General features: G+C 59.0%; 16 protein-coding genes. 3 read left to right on the top strand and 13 right to left on the bottom strand.

What is annotated here, in order from left to right; genetic code table 11:
- Positions 1–46: 46 nt before the first annotated feature.
- On the top strand, positions 47–880 hold the full coding sequence (locus FIV39_RS14545) for an oxidoreductase (RefSeq protein ID WP_047531012.1): 834 nt from the start codon (positions 47–49) through the stop codon (positions 878–880).
- A 43-nt stretch (positions 881–923) separates the two neighbouring features.
- Here FIV39_RS14545 and FIV39_RS14540 read toward each other — a convergent pair whose 3' ends face one another.
- The 5 genes from FIV39_RS14540 to FIV39_RS14520 all read right to left on the bottom strand — a co-directional run bounded on the left by FIV39_RS14540 (position 924) and on the right by FIV39_RS14520 (position 5,866).
- Complete coding sequence (locus tag FIV39_RS14540) at positions 924–1,274, bottom strand: nuclear transport factor 2 family protein (RefSeq protein ID WP_047531013.1); 351 nt, start codon at positions 1,272–1,274, stop codon at positions 924–926.
- Between the two features lie 23 nt (positions 1,275–1,297).
- Complete coding sequence (locus FIV39_RS14535) at positions 1,298–2,599, bottom strand: MFS transporter (protein WP_047531015.1); 1,302 nt, start codon at positions 2,597–2,599, stop codon at positions 1,298–1,300.
- A 32-nt stretch (positions 2,600–2,631) separates the two neighbouring features.
- A complete protein-coding gene (locus FIV39_RS14530) occupies positions 2,632–3,420 on the bottom strand; it encodes an SDR family NAD(P)-dependent oxidoreductase (RefSeq protein WP_090406384.1) in 789 nt (262 codons plus the stop codon).
- 85 nt (positions 3,421–3,505) lie between these two features.
- The gene (locus FIV39_RS14525; protein ID WP_047531019.1) at positions 3,506–4,537 is read right to left on the bottom strand and encodes a hypothetical protein; all 1,032 of its coding nucleotides are present in this window, start codon (positions 4,535–4,537) and stop codon (positions 3,506–3,508) included.
- A gap of 51 nt (positions 4,538–4,588) precedes the next feature.
- Complete coding sequence (locus FIV39_RS14520; RefSeq protein ID WP_171902596.1) at positions 4,589–5,866, bottom strand: cytochrome P450; 1,278 nt, start codon at positions 5,864–5,866, stop codon at positions 4,589–4,591.
- Positions 5,867–6,048: 182 nt separating this feature from the next.
- On the opposite strand from FIV39_RS14520, the gene FIV39_RS14515 reads away from it, so the two are divergent.
- A complete protein-coding gene (locus FIV39_RS14515; protein ID WP_020300807.1) occupies positions 6,049–6,714 on the top strand; it encodes a TetR/AcrR family transcriptional regulator in 666 nt (221 codons plus the stop codon).
- 101 nt (positions 6,715–6,815) lie between these two features.
- Here the strand turns inward: FIV39_RS14515 and FIV39_RS14510 are convergent, their stop codons facing one another.
- The 8 genes from FIV39_RS14510 to FIV39_RS14475 all read right to left on the bottom strand — a co-directional run bounded on the left by FIV39_RS14510 (position 6,816) and on the right by FIV39_RS14475 (position 18,047).
- Positions 6,816–8,420, bottom strand: coding sequence for a phytoene desaturase family protein (locus tag FIV39_RS14510; RefSeq protein WP_060766166.1), 1,605 nt, complete (start codon positions 8,418–8,420; stop codon positions 6,816–6,818).
- 98 nt (positions 8,421–8,518) lie between these two features.
- On the bottom strand, positions 8,519–9,340 hold the full coding sequence (locus tag FIV39_RS14505) for an SDR family NAD(P)-dependent oxidoreductase (protein ID WP_032904481.1): 822 nt from the start codon (positions 9,338–9,340) through the stop codon (positions 8,519–8,521).
- A 30-nt stretch (positions 9,341–9,370) separates the two neighbouring features.
- Positions 9,371–10,189 (bottom strand): enoyl-CoA hydratase/isomerase family protein, encoded by an 819-nt coding sequence (locus tag FIV39_RS14500; protein ID WP_047531027.1) that lies wholly within the window; start codon positions 10,187–10,189, stop codon positions 9,371–9,373.
- Complete coding sequence (locus FIV39_RS14495) at positions 10,186–11,157, bottom strand: VOC family protein (RefSeq protein ID WP_090406387.1); 972 nt, start codon at positions 11,155–11,157, stop codon at positions 10,186–10,188. Before FIV39_RS14495 ends, FIV39_RS14500 begins: the two co-directional genes overlap by 4 nt.
- 46 nt (positions 11,158–11,203) lie before the next feature.
- Positions 11,204–13,735 carry an efflux RND transporter permease subunit gene (locus FIV39_RS14490; protein ID WP_047531029.1) on the bottom strand — a complete coding sequence of 844 codons (2,532 nt, stop codon included), beginning with the start codon at positions 13,733–13,735 and terminating at the stop codon, positions 11,204–11,206.
- Positions 13,736–13,770: 35 nt separating this feature from the next.
- On the bottom strand, positions 13,771–14,901 hold the full coding sequence (locus FIV39_RS14485) for a YCF48-related protein (RefSeq protein ID WP_090406391.1): 1,131 nt from the start codon (positions 14,899–14,901) through the stop codon (positions 13,771–13,773).
- 95 nt (positions 14,902–14,996) lie between these two features.
- The gene (locus FIV39_RS14480; RefSeq protein ID WP_047531033.1) at positions 14,997–16,355 is read right to left on the bottom strand and encodes a DUF1329 domain-containing protein; all 1,359 of its coding nucleotides are present in this window, start codon (positions 16,353–16,355) and stop codon (positions 14,997–14,999) included.
- A 30-nt stretch (positions 16,356–16,385) separates the two neighbouring features.
- Complete coding sequence (locus FIV39_RS14475) at positions 16,386–18,047, bottom strand: DUF1302 domain-containing protein (RefSeq protein WP_047531036.1); 1,662 nt, start codon at positions 18,045–18,047, stop codon at positions 16,386–16,388.
- A 420-nt stretch (positions 18,048–18,467) separates the two neighbouring features.
- Between FIV39_RS14475 and FIV39_RS14470 the strand changes: the two genes are divergently transcribed.
- Complete coding sequence (locus FIV39_RS14470) at positions 18,468–19,313, top strand: SDR family oxidoreductase (protein WP_047531038.1); 846 nt, start codon at positions 18,468–18,470, stop codon at positions 19,311–19,313.
- Positions 19,314–19,334: the final 21 nt, after the last annotated feature.

Genomic DNA, 19,334 nt, shown 5'->3' with positions numbered 1-19,334 from the left:
CAAAGCTGACGCGGCATTTTTTTTGCACAACGACTGGAGCGATGCAATGAACAAAGTCTGGTTTATTACCGGTGCGGCCCGAGGCTTGGGTGCTGCGATCGCCAAAGCCGCGTTGGCCGACGGTGACCGTGTGGTGGTCAGCGGCCGGCGTATCGAACCGCTTGAAAACGTCTTCGCCGAGTACGGTGAGCGCGTTATGGCAGTGGCCCTGGATGTGACCGACGAAGCCCAGGCGCTTGCCGCCGTAGAGACTGCCGTCGCGCGTTTTGGACGAATCGATGTGCTGGTCAACAACGCCGGTTATGGCCAACTGGCGCCGTTTGAAGACAATTTCGCCAGCGACGCCGCCCAGCAATTCGCGACCAATGTGTTTGGTGTGTTCAACGTCTGCCGCGCCGTGCTGCCTGTCATGCGTCAGCAACGCAGCGGCCGGGTGTTCAACGTGTCTTCAATGGGGGGCATGGTCGGGATGGGCGGTGCGGCGTTGTACTGCGCATCCAAGTTTGCCGTGGAAGGTTTTTCCGAATCCCTGGCCCAGGAAGTGACGCAGTTCGGCATCAAGGTCACGCTGGTGGAGCCCGGGGTTTTCCGTACGGACTTTCTCGACCCCAGCTCCGCGGTCTTCGGTACCCGCGGGCTGGAGGATTACGCTGCATTCACCGCCAAGGTCAAAAGCGCTTCGGCCGCCTACAACCATCAGCAAACCGGCAACCCGGCGAAACTGGGCGATGCGCTGGTGCACCTGGCCAACAGCGAACATCCACCGTTGCGTTATCTGGCGGGCTCCGACGCTTATCAGCAGGTCAGCGACAAGCTCAACAGGATGCTCGCGGAAATCGAGCAATGGCAGCAGTTGTCCCATTCCACCGATGGCGTCTAGGCGCCGACGCGCACAGCCTTTCTGACGAGGCTGTGCGCAACGATTACTGGTTGATGAAGTAACGTACGGACAACTTTCCATCTTCGAACCGATACAACTCGATCGTTTCGATGCCACCTTCCTGCTCACGAAAGGCGTTCAGGTGATGGCACGCCGCTTCATTGCCATTGACGATGCACTGGCGCACCTCGACGCGAACCCTGGTTTGCTGCTGCGCCCACATGCCTTCCAGCACCTGCCATGCATCAGCCTGCGGCTTGCCGACGTATTCGATACTCAAGCCGTTGGGCGAGACGCTGCGATAGTGAGCGAAAAAGCCCTCTTTATCGCCTCGGTTCCAGCAGTCGATCTGCCCGTGCAGAAAGTGCTCGATGGTGTGTTTGTCCATGCTCATTTCACGTTCATCCTCAAGTGGGTTCAGGCATGTGGTCGTAGCTGGAGATTTTGCTGACGGGCGAGGAAACTTAGCTCCATCCTCAACCACAGCAGAATGGTCGGGCCGATAATGGCGCAGCAGAAACAGCACACCAGCACGGCGGAATAGCTGCCGTACAGGTCATAAAGATGGCCGAACAGCATGGGCACCAGACCGGAAACAATGGTGATCAGGCACAGGTGCAGACCAAATATCCGCGCGTAGTCCTTCAAGCCGAAATAGCGCGCCATCAGGAATGCCGCCAGATCGAACTCAGCTCCGGCACTGGCGCCGATGCACAGGGTCGCCAGCACCAGCAACGGTGTGTTCTGCGCCCCGCCAAAGAGAAAGATCGCGCAGCCCAATGCGGGTAGCGCCAGGCTCACGGCGGCCACCACCGAAGGTGAATAGCGGTCCAGCAGATAACCCACCAACAAACGCCCGCCGATGATGGAAATACCAAAGGTGCTGAAGATCTGGCTGGCTTGCTGCGCACTCAGGCCCTTGCTTTGCAGCATCGGCACCATGTTGGTGACCATGCCGACGGTCAACGACACCGACAATATCAACGCGACGTTAAAGCCCCAGTACATGCCTGAGCGCAATGCTTGTTTGAAGGACATGCCGGACAGCTCCGGAAGTTCCTTCTGCGTTGTCGCGTCAGGACTGGCGAGCAGCGCCGGCATGCGCAGCCACATCAATGACAAGGGCAGCGTAAACAGCAAAGGCATTGCGCCCAATGCAATAAACCCGGCTTGCCAACCGTAGGCGGCAATCAGCCGCGACAACAGGGGTGGCAGAATCATTGCCATCAGCCCGGTGCCACACAAAATCACGGCCAGCGCCAGTCCACGGTTACGCTCGAACCAAAGGTTGACCAATTGCGTCCAGGTGATCGCAATGGTGCCGGCACAGATGATCGGCATGCTGAAAAACGCCAGGTACAACCAGCCGATCGAACCCTGAATCCGCGTGATCGCAAAGTAACCGACGATCTGCAGCACGATCGAAACAATCGCCACCCGGCGCAGGCCGAAGCGACGGTACAGCCAGCCGACCAGTTGCGTGGAAATCGCCACCCCGGCGAAGAGAAAGGTGATGGAGGCTTGCAAGTCGCCCCGGCTCCAGCCGAACGCCTGTTCCAGCGGAATCACCAGGGTGCCGAAGGCGTACAGCAACGCAGCGGTAATGCTGGTGCAGATGCCAAACAGGCCTAACACAACCACGCGCCAGCCGCGCTTGAACTCGGTAAAATCATTGCCAGCGTGGGCCGTGGTGTTGCTACTGCGTGTATCCGATGTCATGACCTGACTCCCATCGCGGACGTGCGACTTGATTACTGGCCCTTGAGGATTTCTTCGACCTTGGGCAACGCGATCATGGTGGCGCCGCCATCCACCAGCAACGAGGTGCCAGTGATATAGGAAGCCTCGTTGGAGGTCAGAAACAGTACGGCGTTGGCAATGTCGGCGGACTCGCCCAGACGCCCTACCGGGAAATGTGCAGCGAGTTTATGCGGCAGTTCATTGCCAAGGGTTTCGAGCATGTGGTCAGTGCCGATCAGTCCGGGCTCGACGACGTTGACCAGAATATTCATGGCGCCGAATTCCACCGCCAGGCCACGGGCGAAGGCATTCATGAAGGCTTTGCTGGAACCATAGGCAATCAGTCGAGGGGTGTATTTGCGGTTGGCTTCGCCGGACGAGATGAAAATCAGCCGGCCTTTGTCGGCGGCTTTCGACAGATAAGGTGCGCAGTCCTTGGCCAACCAGAACAACGATTGAATATTGCTGCGAACGATGTGATCAAAAGTGTCATCGGCCATTTCGGCGATCAGCCCGTGACTAGTATCGGCGGCGCAATGCACCACGATGTCCAGGCCACCAAAGTGCTCTACACCACCTTGCACCATTGACTTGATCGCCTCGCGGTCGGCGATGTCGCCACCGACCAGGCAGGCTTGCGCACCCAGGGCCTTGATCTGTGCGATCGTTTCTTCACCGTATCGAGCGGTGCGTGCCGACACCACCACCTTGGCGCCTTCTCGGGCATAGGCCAGGGCAATGGCGCGGCCCATGCCTCGGCCGGCACCAGTGACCAGCACGACTTTGTCACGGAATTTCATCGTGATTCCTCATTGTTGTTATTAGAGAGGCTACTGATGCAGCGTATGCGCCGGATAATGATCGCAACCCGGCGCACCCGGCTGATTACAGGTCCTTGCCTGGAACGTTGCGGGCCGAGCCGTTACGCCGGTCCGATTCGCCCCAGCCCAGCCAGTGCGAAGGCTCGCGGGTATCGCCAACCCGACGCCAGCGCCCTTCCTGCTGCGCCGTGATCGGGAAGCCGCCGACGAAGTCGATCATCTCGCCCTTCTCATCAGGCAAAAACTCCCACTCTTCCTTGCCTTCCAGCACGATTTTCGCGGACTTCAGGAAGTAGCTGCCGTCCTTGTGTTCGGTTTGTCCTTCGATATCGGTGGTGACCCGAACCTCGCCTTTCTCATTGTTGAAAATGGCGTAGCCCAAATGGTCGTGACCGACCATGAAAGAGCCGGTATCCCAGGTGCCGTCTTTATAAACGGTGACAAAGGACCACCAGATCACATGCTTGTTGTTGTTCACCACCAGGTCTTTCTTGAAGTGAATGGCGCCGCCTTCGGCCATGTAGAACTGGTCCAGTGCCATGGCGCCCTTGACCGGACGCCCCTCACAGACACCGGCGATGTCCCACAACTGCGAAACGTAGAAGGTGCCCCATTCCACGCCGGGTAAATACCACTGCAGTCCCGGACCGAGCAGACGCCCTTCGAGGTGAAACAGGCCTTCTTCTTTCCAGGTCAGCCGTTCGCTGCTAGCAGTGATTTCCCAGCCGTTGCCGGCTTCACCCGGTTGGCTGGCCCAGCGCGCGACATCGCCTTCCAGGCTGTGCACCGGCAGCGGTGTCAGCGCCTGGCGGGCCATTTTTTCGTGGTCCATGCGCAGGTTGACGTTATCGACGTGATTGTTCAGGTAAAAGAACTTGGTCGGGTTCGGTGTGCCGTTGGGCGCCATCAGCGAGCGGACGAAGGAATAGATATTGCCTTGCTCATCGCGCACAGATCCGAACGGCGAACTCTTGCTCAGGTGCAGGCCGAAGAAGCCGCGTTCCGATGACATCGACGCGCCTGTGACCTGGTGCGGCCCAACCAATTGTTGGAAGCCGAAATCACCGCGTTCTGGAATGGTTTTAAACGTTCTCATAATGCCCTCTGTTGTTTTTGTTGAGGCCTGGAAACGGATTTTCAGCCTGGTTCAGTCCCAGATCACCGGGAGCTTGGACACGCCGCGCAGTTGCGCACCGCCTATCAGCGGCACAGGCTCGCTCGGGTCGAGGCGCAAGTTTGGGAACAGATCGAGGATCGCGTTGACCGCGCAGCTGATCTCCACCTTGGCAACGAACTGACCGATGCACATGTGCGGGCCGAAGCCGAAACCAAAGGAGGGTTTTGGCTTGCGATCAATGTCGAATACATCGGGGTTTTCAAAGGAGTCTTCGTCGCGGTTGGCGGACACCACCATGCATTGGACGAACGAACCCTTGGGGATTTTCACGCCGTGAAATTCCACTTCCCTGGCGGTTTCGCGCACCTTGAAGGTGGCCACTGGTTCAAAGCGCGTGGTTTCGTCCATCAGCTTGCCGATCAGCGAGCGGTCGGCCTTGACTCGGTCCAGTAACCCGGGCGTGGTGAGCAGCAAGGTCATCACCGAGCCGAACATGCGCGTGGTGGTTTCGCCCGCGGCTGGCAACAGCGAGCGAGTGAAGGTGATCACCTCGTGGTCATCCAGCGTGCGCCCTTCGTACTCCGCGCGCAGCAAACGCCCGACTACATCATCGCCTTGGCTGCCCTCTGCACGACGTTGCACCACCACCTCGGCAAGCGCGTCGTACAGACCTTTGACGGCGATGCCGGCCTGACGTCGCGCTTCAACCATTTTGCTCGGGTCAATCTGGTTGCCGCCGACAATGGCCAAGGCCCACGCAGCGTATTGCTTGTACTTGGAGGGCTCATCCGAGGGGAAGCCCATCAAAGCGTACATGACGCGAATCGGCAGCTCGAGGCCAAACTTCATCAAGTCGGCCTTCTTCGCCGGCAACATCGGCTGGATGTACTCCTCGCGAATCACTTGATCGATCTGGGGGCGCCACTTGTTCACGGTCTCCGGCATAAAGGCCGGTTGCAGCAGGGCGCGCACCTTGCGGTGCTCGTCACCGTCCATGGCAAGAATGATCAAACCATCGAAAAACGCTCCAAGACCTTCGGCAATAAAACCGCTGGTATAGGTCGCACCGTCGCGCAGAACAGTCATTACATCCTGGTATTTGAACAAGGCGAAGGTCGGGCGAGTGCCCTGCTGGGTGCCGGCATTGGTCGGCACGCCAAACTGGGTGATGAAGTCGCCTTCATAGATGGGCGATTTCAACCGTTGCTCGCGGCACACCGCGTGAATATCCAGGTCGGTGCCGCGATACATTTCCGACACAGCGGAGTATGCGGTTGCCAGGTCCAGTGCTGCGCTTTCGTTGCTCATCAGGAGCTCCTGTCTTGTTTTTATTCTTCTTGCACACCAAGATTACCCGGCTGCCAACCCATGGTATGTGGTTGTGTCTGCCCCGGTAGTCCGCTTCGTTTGACTCGGGGTCAAACGAAGGCCCCCGGGGAAATGCTTCAAGGTGTGAATAACCTGGCCAAAACTGGCATGAGGAGGACGAGGTGGCGGTAAAGGCAGGAGAAGGTGGCGAACAGGGCAAACGCAATACGATGAATCGCCTGCTCGCGGCAGCGCGCGTGGAGTTCGCCAGAAAAGGCCTGGCTGGTGCGCGAGTGGAAGAAATTGCCCGGGAAGCCGGCGTCACCAAGCAGCTGGTCTACCACTACTACAACTCCAAGGAAGGCCTGTTTGTAGCGGTACTGGATGAATCCTCGGACAACATCATGTCCGAGCTGGTCAATCTCAATGTCGAAGAGCTTTCACCGCCAGTGGCGATGCGCGCCGTGCTCAACCATTTTTTCGACCAGTACCGTCTGGACCCCTTCCTCGGCAGCCTGGCGCTGGAAGGCATTCGCTACCATGACACCCACGAAACGCCGCGTAACCACTTTCTGGAAATGGCACCGAAGCTGATTGCCAAGCTCGATGCGATTCTGTTGCGGGGGGCGGCCAGTGGTGATTTTCGCGCAGACATCAACCCGCGCCTGTTGTTGGCCAGCGCTTCGCTGGTGACTACTGGCTGGTTTACCAACCGCTATTCGATGTCGGCGCTTGCCGGGCTGGATACGGACTCGGAGCAAGGCATGGCCACGTGGCGGCAGTACTCGGCGGATTTTGTGCTGGCGAGTATTTCGCTGGGGGCAGAAAAAAACGTCGACGGCGTTTAAGCACCGTTCACACACTCTCGCCCAATAAGCTTTCCCTGTGGGAGCGAGCCTGCTCGCTCCCACAGTGGGTTCTCTGTTGGGCTTGGAATCAGCGACCCGCTTCAGTCAGCCTTTTTACGCAAATACTTGCTCACCCGCTTGGCCGCCAAGCGCCCGGCCATGCCATTGACCCCGCCGCCCGGATGAATACCGGCACTGCCCAGATACAACCCCGCCACAGGCAAGGTATCGCCGCCCAAACCGTACGCCGGGCGCATGGTGCTCGAGCGCATCGAGGTGGTGTCGATATGCACCACGCAGCCATTCACCGTGTTCAAGCGCGCAGTAAAATCCGGAGCCGCCTCGATGTGTCGGCCAATCACCTGCCCCTCGATCCCATCGATGTAGTCATACAGCTGTTCCTGTACCTGATCAGCCACCCGCTCACGCAGCGCGTCCCAACCTTCATTGGGATTTACCGGCATCACCGGCGGATAGATGTACAACACATCCTGCCCGGCTGGCGCTTGTGAAGGGTCAGCCGAACTCGGAGCGGCGACGGTGATATAGGGCAATTTCGGTACTTCGCCACGGGCGCAGGCGGCGAAGTTTTCCAGCACGGCTTCTTCGGTGCCGATCAGCATGACGGTTTTACGCAAATCCACGCCATCGCCGCGAATGGCAGCGAAACGTGGCACAGAAATCTGCCCACGCAAGGCAACATCTATCTTTAGTGGCCCCGAGCCTTTGCCGTTGGCCGGCGCCATGGCGATGCGGGTCAACAGGTGTTTGGGAATCTCGCCGGGGGTAACCATATCCAGCGCCGGCTTGGGGTGGCAGCCAGCAATGACTGCCCGTGCGGTGAACTGACGACCATCCGCCAGTTTCACGCCTTTGATCAGACCGTCCCTGGCAACGATTTCACTGACGCTGGCCGACACCAGCACTTGCCCGCCCAGCTCTTCCAGTCGAGCCTGCATGGCATTGCTCAACTGCTGCATGCCACCCAATACCCGGCCCACGCCAAAACGATGGAGGAAACCAAGCAAGGCGTAATAGATGCCACCGCCATCGGCGCTGATGTCCCCCGCCAGGCCAGTGAGTGCGCACATTGCGGAAATGGTCACCGGGTGTTCGAAGCGCTCACGCGCCGCCTGCAATGCAGAGCCCGTCATCAGCGCCATCAATTCGGGTTTCAAGGCTTTGTGTTTGATCGCGGTGCCAAGCATTTTCAGCTTCACGCCGAGGTTCGTTTTGGCCGGGTCGACACGCATCATCGGCAGCGCGATATCGAGGAACATGTCGATGACTTTCATGAACTGCAGAAACGCCTCGGCATCCTTGCTGCTGAACCGGCGGATCTCGGCGGCGGTTTTCTCGCGATCGCGCCAGAAGATCAGCGATTGCCCATCCGGGTGCAAGTACACATACCCCGGCGCAAGCTCTATCGATTTGAAACCGTGTCGATCAAGTCCCAGTTCCGCTGGTACATGGGAATGCACGCGCATCGACATCATGTCCAGGGCACAGGGATGAACCAGATGCTGCGGCGCTTCGGGTATCAGGTAACCCGAGGAGGCCATCCCGCCGACCTTGTCCAATGCCTCCAGAACCAGCACCTTCTTGCCTTCCAGGCCCAGGTAGCAGCCAGCCGAAAGGCCATTGGTGCCACCGCCGACGATGATCACATCAAAATCCGTAGTGCTCGCATTTTGGTTCTGGTTCATCAATTAATTCCAAGTCGAAGTTCAACCACAGCGGCACGCGGCGGCTATGGCGGCAAAGATCAACCGCGGCGCACCGCACAGGGTGCGCCGGGCAAGGGTTACATGCCGGTGCGACCCATCTGCGCAAACAGCGCGCGCATCGCCACCAGGGAGGGGGTGTGGCTGCTGAAACCGCCGTCGGCGACCAGCGTGGTGCCGGTGACGAAGGAGGATTCGTCACTGGCCAGGAACGCCACCACATCGGCAATCTGCCGAGGCGTGCCCAGCTCGGCAGTGCAGTGGTTGTCGCGCAGGATGTCGAGCAAGGGTTCAGGCATGGCGTGTTCCGAAGGCGCCAGGCCGATCTGCACGGCGTTGCCGCGAATGCCTTGTTTGCCGTATTGCGAGGCGACCATGCGCGGCAGCATCATCAGCCCCGCCTTGGAGGTGGCGTAGCCGGTCAGGGACATATCGCCCTGCATGCCCAGACCCGAAGTGGCGAAGATAATCGAGCCCTTGCCGTTCTCCAGCATGACCGGAATCACATGTTTGGTGCACAGCACTGCGCCGCGCAGGTTGACGGCGATGGCCCGGTCCCAGGCCTGCATGTCGAGGTTGACAAAATCGCGGTCCAGCTGACGTTGCTCGGCGTTCAGGATCGCCGCGTTGTTGTGCAGAATGTCGATACGGCCAAAATGCTGTTTAACCTGAGCAACCATCGCCCGCACGGCGTCTTCCGAGGACACGTCAGTGGCGATTGCCAAGGCTTGATGACCCTCGGCGAGGAGTGATTGGGCCACGGCTGTGGCCCCCTCGAAATTGATATCGACCACCGCAATACTTGCACCATGCGACGCCAGCACCCGTGCGCACTCAGCGCCCAGGCCGCCACCGGAGCCGGTAATAATGGCCACTCTCCCTGCCAGTTTTCCTGTGCTCATGTTCTATTCCTTATTGTTTTGGGTGGCGCTTTACTCGCCGGTAAACCGCGGTTCGCGCCGCTCGCTGAACGCCTGGGCTGCCTCTCGGGCATCCTTGGTCGGGGCCAGCAAGGCGAACAGATCAAGCTCCAGATCCAGGCCACGCTTGAGGTCCATGTCCAGTGCCGCCCGAGCCGCTTGTTTGACAAAAGCCGACGCGGTGGGTGGTTTGCTGGCGATGCGCTGAGCAAAGGCTCGCACTTCGTCCACCAGGCTGGCATTGTCACTGGCCAAGCGACTGACCAGGCCAATGCGCTGCGCTTGTTCGGCGCCCACCCGGTCTCCAGTGAGCAACATGTCCAACGCCTGGCCTGGTGCAACCACTCGGGAAAGCCGTTGCGTACCACCGCCGCCGGGAATCAGCCCCAGGCCGGTTTCCGGCAGGGCGAACACGGCATCGGGCGCGGCGAAGCGGATGTCACACGCCAGCACCAGTTCCAACCCACCGCCCATGCAATAACCATGAATGGCAGCGATCACCGGTTTGCTGATGCCATCCAGCGCTTCGATCCAGCGCACCTGTTCCATGCGCTGCCGCACTTGCAGGCTCGATTCCGGGCCACGGCGCTCCTTGATATCAGCACCCGCACAAAAGCCTCGCTCACCTTCCCCGCGAATCACGATCACGCGAATGTCCGGGTCTTGCTGCAACAGCGCCAGTGCTTGCGGCACGCCCTGACGAATATCGTCGTTGATGGCGTTGATCTGCCGGGGCCGGGTCAGTACCACCCAACCCACCATGGCATCACGCTCAAGGCGCACCGCATCGTTGATCAGCACGGGAGACTGCGGTTTTTGCGCTGTGCTCATACAGGGCACTCCTCGAACTCGAAGACCTGGCCATTGAGTTCTTGTGGGTCGATCTTGATCAACGCACGGCCGCCGACGGCCTCTGAGGATTCGATCCACTGGAACCGCGTGCCGCGTGACCGCAGATCCTCGGCCTTGGCAGCCAGATCGTTGACACCGATGCGGATGTAGTACGGACCCGGCCCCCAGTTATTGACGTAGTGGCCGGCGTCGGTGTTCCAGTAGGTCGCCTCGAGCACATCGAGGGTGGCACTGTTCGGCACGGTGAAACCCATACGCGCACGGCGGTAACCTTCGCTGCCGATGCTCTCGACCGGCCCGCTCGGTTCCCAGTCGAGGTTGGTCGAGACCTTACGCAGGGTTTCATCGAGGTCGCGTACCAGGAAGCCACGGGCGGTGACGCGGACCATGTCGCCGGGCTTGAGATCACGCGGCTGCATCGGTGGCAACTGATAGGTTTCCGGCGGCATCTGCAAAGGCTCGGTCGGCATGATCTCAATGCACAAACCGCCATCCACAGTGGGTTGGTAATACGGTTGCTCGGGAGTAGCACCCAGCCACAAACGGTCGAACGGCATTTCCGGGGTGCGCTGCGCCATGCGGAACGGCAAGCGACGACGCATCAGTTTGTCTACCAGCGCGTCGAACTTGTCCCCGTGCAGGGCCAGCACGATGGAGTGCGTGATCATCGGCCGATGATGCCCCTGGAAATCTTTCAGGCTTTCCAGAAAGTCATGGAACAACGGATCACCGGGGTTCGGCCGATCCGGGTGCCACTGCGGTTCGATGCGCGTAGGCGACACCGCGAGGGATTTGTGTACCCGCAGGAAATGCGCAATGTACGGGTGATTATCGAACGCCTGGCGCCAGCGTTCGTGTTTGTAGATGCCGAGCTTGTCGACCAACATTTCCGTCATGCCGTCCGGGTCCGGAACCATCATGTCGGCACTCATCAATAACTCGAACATTGTTCTCTCCTTGCAGTTGCCAGCCAGGTCTGTGCCCGGCTATTAGTCAGCGGACACGCCGGGGTAAGGCGAGCTCGGTCAATAGGGGTGTAGGTGCGCTGGCCGCGGGTTTGCGCGGTTCCTGTTGCGCGCGCGCGTCCTCCAGATCGAGGGTCACGCCGGCCTTGGAGTTGCCTTTCGGGTTGAGCAGGTAATGCGAGAGTGCCGGGATCAGCACCAGCGCACCGAGCATGTTCCACAGGAACATGAAGGTCAGCAGAATGCCCATGTCCGCCTGGAACTTGATCGGCGACCAGGCCCAGGTAATCACCCCGGCGGCCATGGTCAGGCCAACGAGGGCAACGACACGACCGGTGAAGTCCAGCGAGCGGCGATACGCAACCGCCAGGCTACCGCCACGTTCCTGCACCGCCAGTTGCACACTGAGTAGATACAGCGCGTAGTCCACGCCGACACCGACACCCACGGCGATCACTGGCAAGGTGGCTACTTTCAGGCCGATCCCCAACCAGACCATCAGCGCCTTGCAGATGATCGTGGTCATCAGCAAAGGAATCAGCGCCACCAGGGTTGCGCGCCAACTGCGGAAGGTCAGCAGGCAGAGCAAGGCCGTAGCGCCATACACGGCCAGGTACATGGTGATGATGCCCTTCTCTACCTCAATGTTAGTGGCAGCTTCGATCCCGGCGTTACCCGCAGCCAGGAGGAACTCCACAGGCTGTTCAGCGCCAGCGACCGTGTTGTTTTCCTTGGCGAATTCTTCAGAGACCTTCAATACCCGGCTCAGGGTGTCGGCTTTGTGATCGGCCAGATAGGCGATCAATGGAGTGACCGAGCACTGCTGGTTGGTGATCCCCGGAGCAGAAATCATCGCCGCGTCCACCGCCGAGTTGGTGATCGCCTGGTCACGGCTTATGCTCAGCCATTTCGGGCTGCCTTCCGCCATGCCGGAGCTGATCATCCGCACGGTTTCGGCCAGCGACTGGGTCGTCTGTACACCGGGCGTCTGGCGCAGCCGCCAGGCCAGTTTGTCCATGCTTTGCAACGACTGGTATAGACGGCAACTATCTTCATTGGTCTTCATGATGACCACGAACTGGTCACTGGAAAGTCCGTAGTGACTAGTGATGTAGGCGTTATCGCGGTTATAGCGCGAATCCGCACGCAACTCCGGCGCACCGGGATCGAGGTCGCCCACCTTGAGATGCATCATCACCACGCTGCCAATCAGCGTCACCACCAGCGATACGGCAATCACCGCCGTGGCCATCGGCCGTTCCGTGAAGCGATCCAGGCCGCTCCACAGACGCCCGAGAAAACCCCGGTTTTCTGCGCCGGCCTGATCTTTGGCGATGGCGATACGCGCGGCTTTCTTACTGACGCCCAGGTACGACAGCGCCACCGGAATCAGCAGCAGTTTGGTGAAAATCAGCACGGCGACACCGATGCTGGTGGTCAGGGCCAGGTCGCGAATCACCGGAATATCAATGATCACCAGCACGGCAAAACCAACGATATTGGTCAGGAGCGCAGTCAGGCCTGTGAGAAACAAACGGCGGAAGGTATAGCGTGCAGCGATGTATTTATGGGTGCCACGGCCAATGTCCTGAAGAATGCCGTTCATTTTTTGCGTGCCATGGGAAATCCCGATGGCAAAAATCAGGAACGGCACCAGGATCGAGTAAGGGTCCAGCTCGTAGCCGAGGATTTGCATCAAACCCAGCAGCCACACCACCCCCGCCACCGCCACGCTCACCAGCAGCAACGTGCTGCGCAGGCAGCGGGTATAGAAATAGACGAACAATCCGGCGATCAGCACCGATGCGCCAAAGAACAGCATGACCGAATACAGGCCGTCGATCAGGTCGCCCACCAGCTTGCTGAAACCGACAATGTGGATGCCAACCTTGTCACTTTCCAGCGAGCGAATCTGCGCTTCCAGTTGCTTGGAAAAATCACCGTAATCCAGGGGTTGTCCGGTCTGCGGATTGGTATCGAGCAGCGGCGCGACGATCATGCTCGACTGGCCGTCGTTAGCCACCAGGTTGCCAATGATCCCGGAGCGCATGATGTTGCGGCGCAAGGCCTTGATCGACTTGTCGCTGCCGTCGTAATCCGATGGCATGACCGCACCGCCATCAATGCCCTCCTCCGTCACTTCTTTCCAGCGAACGATGGGCATCCACAGCGATTTCATCCAGGAACGGTCGATTCCCGGAATCAGGTACAGGGTGTCGTTGACCTTTTGCAGCGCCAGCAGATAGTCGGCGTCGTAGATATCACCGGATTTGTTTTCCACCACGACGCGAATGCTGTTACCCAGGCCTGGCAACTGGTTTTTATAGGCCAGGTAATTCTTGATGTACGGGCTGGAGCTGGGAATCATTTTCTCGAAGCTGGCATTCACCTGAAGCCTTGTAGCAAAGAAGCCCAACACCACGGTGGCGAGCAAGCAGGCAACGACAACCACCATGCGATGACGGAATATGACCCGTTCAAACCAGCCACCGGAGTTTTTGTCAAAGTCCTCCAGGTTGGCAATCACTGGCATCCCGCTGTTGAATTTTTGCTCGACCATTTTTTCTTTCTCGTAGGGGAATCGTGCCGAGGGCTTTAGTTGGCCTGGGCGATATCGATGACCTTGGCGCCGCTGAAGCGCGTGACAAGCAGGCTCCCAGCCTGTTTGGTGGCACTGGCTGCATACACCTCGCCTACCCGCGCATCTGCCAGCGGGGTGACCTGCAAACTCTGCCGGTCAACACTGACCAGTTGCCCACCCTGGCTCACGACGATCAAGGCATCACCCTGCTCGACAATGCTGACCAGGCTGCTATTGAGATTGGTTGCCACAGGCTGCCATTGCTGGCCGTCATCACGGCTGGCAAACAGGTTGCCGCGCAGTCCGTACGCCAGCAGCAGACCGTCGAAGGCGCGGACGCCAAAGTAAGTGCCGGTGTAGGGCGTATCGATTTTCACGAAACGTTGTTGCTGACCATCCAGCCGCAGCAGCAGACCCTGCTCACCGCCGATGTAAAAAATGCCCGCATGTTCCGCCAGGCCATACAGGTGCATGCGCCGATCGTTGTCACTGCGCTCGGTCCACGGCTGCCAGTTCTGGCCGTCATCCGTGCTGTGCAACAACATGCCGAAGGCACCCACTGCAAATCCGTTGCCGTGCTCATCGAACATCACATCGAGAAAGGGTGCGGCCAATACGTCCGGCGTCGCCGAGGTACTGGCGGCCATCGCTACTTCCTTGAGCATCTGGGCGGCGACTTCATCGCCTTGTTCAGCGCGAGGGCGGTAGTAAGCGTTAAGCAAGGTCAACAGGCGGCGCCCGTCGAGTTGCACTTGCCAGCTGTCACCGCCATCGGTGGTGTGCATGACCACCGCATCGTGACCGACGATCCAGCCATCACGCTCGCCGCGAAACCGTACTTGCACCAGATCGCTAGACACCGGGCTAGCGACCTGTTGCCAGGTGCGGCCTTCATCGGTGGAGCGCTGGATCAACCCGTGCAGGCCGACGCCGATCATCGTGTTGCCTGCCGTGGCGACCGACAGCAAAGGTGCGGGCAGGTGTTCATCGACCCGCTGCGCCGGCACGTCGAGCGAATCGGCCGACAACGCGACGGCGCTGTAGGCAGGCGTCGTCAGCAATGAGCTCGCGCCGACCGTCAACGCGACAGCCAGGAGCAGGCGCGAAGTAGAAAGAAGAAAAGAAGCAGGGCAAGGGCTAGTCATTATTTTTATTCCTTAACCATCCCGCGTGGCAAACCCACCTGTTCTGCCTGCCCGGCTTGATGCGCAAACCGGCAGGCAGGACAGGTGAAATCACATCAGCGCTGGGTGACCCGAGCCACAATGGCTTCAGGATTCATGTCACGCTCGGAGAGTGGTTTGTCGATGAACTTGTAGCCGCCTTTCAAACCATCGTTGAGCAGCGCGTACATGCCTTTGTTGAAGTCATACACGACGTTTTTCACGTTGTAGGGAATGTTTTTGTCGTAGAGCTGGACGCCGCTGAGGAAGATCGAGCGATACAGCGCGCCGCTCTTGTCCCAGGCGTCATACAGGCCGATGCCGAAAGTATCTTCATCCAGGTAGTAAGTGCGTTTGCTGTAGACGTGGCGCATGCCCGGCTTCAACGTCGCTTCCACGACCCACACCCGGTGCAGCTCCCAACGCTCGTTCGCCGGGTTGGCGTGGTGCGGCATGAACTGATCTTCCTGCTTACCGACGCCAAAGTAGAATTTGTAAGCGTTGTAGGGGATGTACATTTCCTTGCGACCAACCAGCTTGTAGTCAAAGCGGTCCTGGCTGCCGGAGAACATTTGCAGTTCGTCGAACAACGTCACACCGCCCTGGCTGGCCACGGGTGTATCGAATGCAAATTCCGGTGCCAGTTTTACCCGGCGCTGGCCTGGGGAATAACTGAACGAACGACGGGCCTTTGCCAACGGATCGAGGAAGTCAGTGAGCACCACCACTTCACCGGAGCGCCGGGCCGGATAGTCATTGCGTGAGAACACCCGTGCATACATCAGCGGATCGCGATCCGTTTGAGTCACCTGGTAGTACGGAGTTTCTTCGAACGTCGCCTGTTCGGCGGTCTTGGTGATCGAGCCGTTGGCGTCGACTACCCAGCTATTGGACGAAGACGTGGTCGAGTAGCCGGTGCCTATCTTGTAGCGCACCTGTTGGTTCCACATCACTTCGTTGCCGGTCTTCGGGATCGGGAACGGCAAGCCGCCACGGCAGGACGGATCGACCGCCAGGCCGTCTTTCTGGATCTGGCAGCTGCTGCCATTACGCACGGTGGCATCGAGTACGGCCTGGGGATAGGCCGTCGTACGGTGGCTCGGGTAAATGTCGATGTAATAGGTCGGGTACTTCTTGATCAGGGTCTTTTGCCCTTCACTGAGTTTGTCCGCGTACTGGTCGACGTTTTTCGCATCAATGCGAAACAGTGGTTTTTCATCCTTGAACGGGTCGACCCAGAACCCGCTGTCCGGTACGAAGCCGGCCGGTGCCTTGGTCAGTCCGCCGTCATAGGCCGGAATGGTGCCCTCGGCGTTCCCCGCCTTGATCGCCCCGAACGGGGTAAGCGTTTTACCCAGCTCCGAAGCGTCACCGGCTGCCAGGGTGTAGGTGGCCATGCTCATCAGGGCAATGGATAGGGCAAGTTGTCGTTTCATGAACACATTCTCCGATTCTTGTTGTATTTGTCAGAAGGAGGTCTTGAAGGTAAACGCCAGCCACCCGCGGTCGGTACCACCCACTGGGCCGTTACCGGCCACGGTGCCGTTCGCCAGATTCTTGGGTTGTGCCTTGGTGTCGGCGTAACGCAGCCCGAACTCATAGAGTTGAGCGTAGGTAGCTTTCAGCCCGATCGAGTAAGACAGCGCGCCTTCGTTCCCGCCACCCGCCGTGGGCGCGTTGCCATGCAGACCGTAGTTAACGGTCAACGGAACATCCAGGTCCCAGGACGGAAAGATCGAAATGTACTGTGGCGTGTAGTTCACGGCAACGGCGTAGTAGTTCTTCGACGAACAGCCATCGGACTCGCTGCCCGAATCTGGAATGCCCGGGGTTCTGCCATTGGTGCAGGCCGCCGTACCGACGCCCTTGTACAGTTCTTCATGTTCCGTCACGCGTTGCAAATGGCTGTAGGCGAATTCACCGACCAGCGTGGCGTTATCCGAAATGAAGTTACGTGGCACGCCGTAAACGGCGTTGGCAATAAAGTGGATCGTGTCACCGCGAGGACCTTCATCATCCAGAGCGCTGACACCGGTGGCGTTCAACGCGCCGCCCATGCGGTAGGACAGCTCGGAACCCACCGCCACGGTATTGAAGACCCGGGCGAAGCTGAGGCCCGCGAGCTTCACGCCACGTGGGTAAACCACGCGATAGGAACCCAATGCCGCTTTGACCTGCGGAGCCAGCCAAGGCTGGTAGTCGTCGAACTGACGGTAGTAGGCGCCGAAGGTCGATTCGATTTCTTCGACGTTGAGTTTGCCCATCACACCCCAGTTCTTGCCGTCACGACCGAAGCGCGAATCCTGACGCTGCAGGGTGGCGCCGTTGGCGGCCAGCGGCAGCTGGTCCGGACCTTCGAACAGTGGGTCGGCGCCGCCGAAATAGGTGCCACCAAAAGGGATACGGGTTGGCTCCCACTCATAGAAGTATTGAGCAGCTACCGAGAGTCGGTCGGTAACTTGCGCCTTGGCCGACACTTGCCCGACAGGCAGGAACACTTCCTTGGTTTCGATACCCGGGCTGGTGGAGGCTTTAACGCCATCGCTCGGAGCTTGAGAGTAAGACACGGCGTGCGCGCCAAAGAGCAGGCCTTCACCCCAGTAGTTGGTATGGCGACCGACTTTCACGTTGACCGGCGTGTCGCCGATGTTGAAGTTGCGCCAGACGAACGCATCGAGAATCTCGCCCGAAGGCCCGTTCATGTAGCGATCGACTTCACTGCTGTACTTGTTGTTGTGATAGCTGGTGGCGTAACCCGGGATGTTACTGCTCACCGTATCGTCGTGGTACGCCTGGTCAAACCAGGCGGCAGCACTGAGTCGTGCACCCCAGTCGTTCAGGTAGGAAAAGTCGAATTCACTGAACAGATCGAGACGATTTGTAACAATATCGCCTTTATCGAACTTCCCGTCCGACTCGTCGTAGTTCGGCGTATTCATGATGCGGTGGTCTTGACTGTCGGTCCGCATACCCAGGTTGTAACGGACCGTATTGTCCCAACGCACGCGGTAGTCTGGGTTCGACATGTCGAACGAGGCCGCCATCAAACCCTGTGCACTGCCAACCATCAACAGTGTCAGCGCACCTTGAGTCAGCACCCGCCGACCCTGCTTGGTCTTCTGTTTCATACACACTACCTTTTATTTTTATTGTTCAGTCGTTATGTGCGTTCAAGCAGTCATTGCAACGATCTGCAAACCCTACAGGATCGTTGCAAGTCTCGCCTGGACAGTCCGCTCAAGAGGCCTGGCACGCTCCAGGACCACTTTCCTCCTCAGCTGAAAGCCACCGTAACGGATCAGAGCCAACAATTCCACATAAAGATTTCAATTCTATATACAGAATTTCTAACCCGTTTCCCTGGAGGGAAGTTTCGGCCAGGGGCGATGCCAGGCTAAATACTGCACACAAAATACATAAACGTTCAAATAATCTTTGACGCTTTTCACCTTTGGGCTTTCAATAGCTCCGACACACCCCTTGAATTCGGCGTGTCCGGCATGAAAAACGGCAGTTGAACCGGCAGAAAAAAAACAACAGGAGCCAGCATGAACATTGATTTGAGTGGCAAGCGCGTAATCATTACGGGCGCGTCCCGGGGCATCGGCCTGGCCATCGCCCGGGCGTTCGCGGCGGAAGGGGCGCGCGTAGCGATTTGCGCCCGCAGCGAGTCAGCCGTCCGCGAAGCCGGAGAGGAGCTCTCGCAGCATGCCCAGGCGGTCATAGCCCGTGCGGTCGACGTCACCGACAGTGATGGTGTCAAAGCTTTCGTGGCGGAAGTTGCACACGCCTGGGGCGGTGTCGATGTGCTGGTGAACAACGCCGGTCAAGGTCGTGGCGGCAATCTCGATACCCTGACACCCGAGGTCATCCTCGAACACGCCAACATTCTGCAGATGGGCCACTTCCGTTTCGTCCAGGCCGTGGTGCCGTTCATGCGCGAACAGCGCTGGGGGCGAATCATCGAAATCAATGCCCTCGCCGGCGCGATTCCTACGCCCGACGGCATTCCTTCGGTGATCAACCGCGCATCGTGCATCGCCCTCTCCCGCTCTTTGGGCATGTCGCTGCCCAAGGACAACATCCTGGTCAACAGCCTGAACATGGGCTGGATCGACACCGGCCAATGGGACCGTCACTACAAGGAAATGGGGCCGGGTGTCAGTCGTGAGGAGTTCGATGCCATGGTGATGAAAGTCGTGCCGCTCGGGCGCTACGGCAAGCCAGAAGACGTGGCGGGCATGGCACTTTTCCTAGCCAGCGAATATGCCAGTTTTATCAGCGCGGCCTCGATCGACATTGCCGGCGGTATGGGCGGCCAGATTGCTTACTTCCCGACCCTCAAGCGGGATTTCGCCGTGGCCATCGCGGCACGAAACGCTGCCAGCGAATAACGCGAGCATTCACTGACTGCC

The organism is Pseudomonas grimontii, assembly GCF_007858185.1.
In the GTDB taxonomy this organism is placed as follows: Bacteria; Pseudomonadota; Gammaproteobacteria; order Pseudomonadales; family Pseudomonadaceae; genus Aquipseudomonas; species Aquipseudomonas grimontii.
Note: the sequence above shows the minus strand (reverse complement) of the source record. Positions and strands in the feature narration are given on the sequence as shown.

Coding starts and splice junctions, on each gene's coding strand:
- FIV39_RS14545 (WP_047531012.1), top strand. CDS start 47: ATGAACAAAGTCTGGTTTATTACCGGTGCGGCCCGAGGCTTGGGTGCT.
- FIV39_RS14540 (WP_047531013.1), bottom strand. CDS start 1,274: ATGAGCATGGACAAACACACCATCGAGCACTTTCTGCACGGGCAGATC.
- FIV39_RS14535 (WP_047531015.1), bottom strand. CDS start 2,599: ATGACATCGGATACACGCAGTAGCAACACCACGGCCCACGCTGGCAAT.
- FIV39_RS14530 (WP_090406384.1), bottom strand. CDS start 3,420: ATGAAATTCCGTGACAAAGTCGTGCTGGTCACTGGTGCCGGCCGAGGC.
- FIV39_RS14525 (WP_047531019.1), bottom strand. CDS start 4,537: ATGAGAACGTTTAAAACCATTCCAGAACGCGGTGATTTCGGCTTCCAA.
- FIV39_RS14520 (WP_171902596.1), bottom strand. CDS start 5,866: ATGAGCAACGAAAGCGCAGCACTGGACCTGGCAACCGCATACTCCGCT.
- FIV39_RS14510 (WP_060766166.1), bottom strand. CDS start 8,420: ATGAACCAGAACCAAAATGCGAGCACTACGGATTTTGATGTGATCATC.
- FIV39_RS14505 (WP_032904481.1), bottom strand. CDS start 9,340: ATGAGCACAGGAAAACTGGCAGGGAGAGTGGCCATTATTACCGGCTCC.
- FIV39_RS14500 (WP_047531027.1), bottom strand. CDS start 10,189: ATGAGCACAGCGCAAAAACCGCAGTCTCCCGTGCTGATCAACGATGCG.
- FIV39_RS14495 (WP_090406387.1), bottom strand. CDS start 11,157: ATGTTCGAGTTATTGATGAGTGCCGACATGATGGTTCCGGACCCGGAC.
- FIV39_RS14490 (WP_047531029.1), bottom strand. CDS start 13,735: ATGGTCGAGCAAAAATTCAACAGCGGGATGCCAGTGATTGCCAACCTG.
- FIV39_RS14485 (WP_090406391.1), bottom strand. CDS start 14,901: ATGACTAGCCCTTGCCCTGCTTCTTTTCTTCTTTCTACTTCGCGCCTG.
- FIV39_RS14480 (WP_047531033.1), bottom strand. CDS start 16,355: ATGAAACGACAACTTGCCCTATCCATTGCCCTGATGAGCATGGCCACC.
- FIV39_RS14475 (WP_047531036.1), bottom strand. CDS start 18,047: ATGAAACAGAAGACCAAGCAGGGTCGGCGGGTGCTGACTCAAGGTGCG.
- FIV39_RS14470 (WP_047531038.1), top strand. CDS start 18,468: ATGAACATTGATTTGAGTGGCAAGCGCGTAATCATTACGGGCGCGTCC.